The following is a 3,550-nucleotide window of genomic DNA, read 5'->3' as shown; positions in this document are numbered from 1 at the left end:
TGGCGGGCCGTCGGCCCGCCGGCCGGCCTTGTCGAGCATCAGAGCAGACCATAGCTGTCGAACCGCTCGAAGCGGTGTTCTACCGTCGGTCGGGTGTCCACTGAATCCCGGCGCTCGACCATCCCACCTTTCTACGTGATGGATGTCTGGAAAGCCGCCGCCGAACGCGCCCGAACGCACGGCGACGTACTGAGTCTCGCGGCCGGGCAGCCCTCGACACCGGCACCGGCTCCGGTGCTACGTGCCACGAAGGCCGCCATCGATGCCGAATTGCTCGGTTACACGGAAACTTTCGGCATTCTGCCGCTACGCCAGGCGATCGCCGGACACCATCACCGGACCTACGGTTATCCGGCGGATCCCGACGACGTCGTGGTCACCACCGGTTCCTCCGGCGCGTTCACCCTCCTCTTCCTGGCGGCGTTCGATCCTGGTGACACCGTGGTGGTCGCGCGACCCGGCTACCCGGCCTACCGCAATACGCTGGCCGCGCTCGGCTGCCGGGTGGTCGAACTGGACTGTCGCGCCGAGACCAGGTTCCAGCCGACCGTCGCCATGCTCGAAGACCTTCCGGAACCGCCGCGGGGCCTGATCGTGGCCAGCCCCGCCAATCCGACCGGCACCATGATCGATCCGGCCGAACTCGCGGCGCTGGCCCGCTGGTGTGAAGCGCACGGCACCCTGCTGATCTCCGACGAGATCTATCACGGCATCACCTACGGCGGTGAGCGGACCGCCTCGGCCTGGGAGACCTCGCGCGCCGGAGTGGTCATCGGATCGGTGTCGAAGTACTTCTCGATGACCGGCTGGCGGCTGGGCTGGATGCTGGCGCCGCCCGCACTGCGCCCGGCGCTCCAGCGGCTGGCCTCGAATATGACCGTCTGCCCGCCCGCGATCTCGCAGTACGCGGCATTGCACGCGTTCGGTCACGAAGCGCGGACCGAACTCGACGCGCATGTGCACCGGTACGCGATCAACCGCGCCATCCTGTTGGAAGGGCTGGCCGGCCTCGGTATCACCGACCTCGCGCCCGCCGACGGCGCCTTCTACGCCTACGCCGATATCGGGCACCTCACCGACGATTCCATGGCCTGGTGTGCGGATGTACTGGCCAACACCGGGGTGGCGCTGGCGCCGGGTCTGGATTTCGACACAGTCGACGGGCATCGCACCATCCGCCTCTCCTTCGCCGGAGCGACGGCGGAGATCGAAGTGGCGCTCACCCGGCTCCGGGAATACTTGCGGCAGAGCACAGGTCGACACCGTGCCCGGCAATGATTTTCCACAGTACGACAACATCACCGCGTGGATGCGGTAGAAACATCGATGGTTCTTTCCCCTTTCCCTCATTTCGCACGGATGTATTGATGACGACTGGCACGATGGCACGGTGATAACCGCGACGACTCCGAAGGGTGAACGGCGTCGCCAGGCGCTGGTGGCTGCCGCTGCCGAGTTACTGCTCGAAGGCGGTTTCGACGCGGTGCGGCATCGCTCGGTCGCGACCCGCGCCGAACTGCCGCTGGCCTCCACAACCTATTACTTCGAATCGCTCGAGGATCTGATCGCGCGGGCGGTCGAGTTCAGCGGCACCGCCGAACTCGAGGCCATGCGGCGGCGGATCGGCGAGGTGACCCACCGCCGCCGCGGTGCGGAGGCGACCGTCGACCTGGTACTCGACCTGCTGATCGGTCCGGACGGCGTGGACGAGGGCGCGCGCGGGCGGTTGCTCGCCCGCTACGAACGCACCGTCGCCTCGGCCCGGCACCCCGAGCTGCGCGAGGTCCAGCTCCGACTACGCGGGCAGCTGGACGAACTGCTCTCCGATGTGCTGCGCCGATCCGACCGGATGGTGCGGCCCGAACAACTGCGCAGGCTGGTCGCGGTGGTCGACGGCGCGGTGGTCGCCGCCCTCAGCGAATCCGACCCGCAACCCCGCCGGACGGCCCGGGGCGCGCTGCTGGAGGTCATCGATATCGTCGCTCCGGCGACGCACCAGCCGATCGACCGCTACCGGTCATTAGACTGACCGGACGTGACCTCAGACCTGATCCCCAACGTCCTCGCCACCCGCTACGCCAGCCCGCAGCTGGTACATCTGTGGTCTCCCGAGCAGAAGATCGTGCTCGAGCGGCGGCTGTGGCTGGAGGTGCTGCGCGCCCAGGCCGAACTCGGTATCGACGTCCCGCCCGGGGTGGTCGAGGACTATGAGCGGGTCGTCGAACAGGTCGACCTCGCCGCCATCGCCGAACGAGAACGGGTGACCCGCCACGACGTGAAGGCCCGGATCGAGGAGTTCAACGCCCTCGCCGGGCACGAGCATGTGCACAAGGGGATGACCAGCCGCGATCTCACCGAGAACGTGGAGCAGTTGCAGATCCGGCTGTCGCTGGAACATATCCACTCCCACGGTGTCGCGGTGGCCGCCAGGCTGGCCGAACGGGCCGCCGAATATCAGACGCTGGTCATGGCCGGGCGCTCGCACAATGTCGCCGCGCAGGCCACCACGCTGGGCAAACGTTTTGCCTCGGCCGCCGACGAACTGCTCATCGGGCTCACCCGGCTGCGTGAACTCGTCGACCGCTATCCGCTGCGCGGCATCAAGGGCCCGATGGGCACCGCGCAGGACATGCTGGATCTGCTCGGCGGTGACGCCGCGAAACTGACCGCGCTCGAACAGCAGGTCTCCCGGCACCTGGGCTTCACCAGCGTGCTGACCAGCGTCGGGCAGGTCTACCCGCGTTCCCTGGACCACGATGTGCTGTCCGCGCTGGTGCAGATCGGCGCCGCGCAGTCCTCGCTGGCCCACACCATCCGGCTGATGGCCGGCCACGAACTGGTGACCGAGGGTTTCCAGCCGGGCCAGGTCGGCAGCTCGGCCATGCCGCACAAGATGAACACCCGCTCATGTGAACGGGTCAACGGCCTGCAGGTGGTGCTGCGCGGATACGGCTCGATGGCCGCCGAACTGGCCGGCGCGCAGTGGAACGAAGGCGATGTCTTCTGCTCGGTGGTGCGCCGGGTGGCGCTGCCGGACGCCTTCTTCGCGATCGACGGCATGATGGAGACCTTCCTGACCGTCCTGGCCGAATTCGGCGCCTACCCGGCGGTGATCGCCCGCGAACTGGATCGCTACCTCCCGTTCCTCGCCACCACGCGCATCCTCATGGCCGCGGTCCGGGCCGGGGTCGGTCGGGAAGCCGCGCACGAAGTGATCAAGGAGCACTCGGTGGCGGTCGCGCTGGCGATGCGGGAGCAGGGCCGCGAGCCCGATCTGCTGGACCGGCTGGCCGCCGACGACCGGTTGCCGTTGGACCGGGCCGCCCTGGACGCCGCGCTGGCGGAGAAGTCGGCGTTCATCGGAGCGGCCGACGCGCAGGTCGCGGAGGTGGTGGCGCAGGTGGGCAAGCTGGCCTCGGCCTACCCGGAAGCTGCTCGGTATACGCCGTCGCCGATCCTCTGAGTTTCCGGCGCGCCGCACTCTCTCGGTGCCGAGTCTTACGAGGCCCTGAAAGGGTCGAGGCCCGTCCCGCCCCTTGGCCGAAGGTGC

General features: G+C 68.4%; 3 protein-coding genes. All 3 read left to right on the top strand.

Annotation, left to right across the window (positions count from 1 at the left end; genetic code table 11):
* Window positions 1-93 precede the first annotated feature (93 nt).
* Window positions 94-1,278, top strand: coding sequence for a pyridoxal phosphate-dependent aminotransferase (locus tag ACLML9_RS28125; RefSeq protein ID WP_411948331.1), 1,185 nt, complete (start codon window positions 94-96; stop codon window positions 1,276-1,278).
* 112 nt (window positions 1,279-1,390) lie between these two features.
* Window positions 1,391-2,029 (top strand): TetR/AcrR family transcriptional regulator, encoded by a 639-nt coding sequence (locus ACLML9_RS28120; RefSeq protein ID WP_411948330.1) that lies wholly within the window; start codon window positions 1,391-1,393, stop codon window positions 2,027-2,029.
* 6 nt (window positions 2,030-2,035) lie between these two features.
* Entirely contained in the window at window positions 2,036-3,463 is a 1,428-nt protein-coding gene (gene purB, locus ACLML9_RS28115) for an adenylosuccinate lyase (protein WP_174561229.1), read from the top strand.
* The last annotated feature ends 87 nt before the right edge of the window (window positions 3,464-3,550 follow it).

This window comes from Nocardia sp. NPDC002869, assembly GCF_046764065.1.
Taxonomy (GTDB): domain Bacteria; phylum Actinomycetota; class Actinomycetes; order Mycobacteriales; family Mycobacteriaceae; genus Nocardia; species Nocardia rhamnosiphila.
The sequence above is the reverse complement of the archived record's forward strand: the minus strand, read 5'-3'. Positions and strand labels throughout refer to the sequence as shown.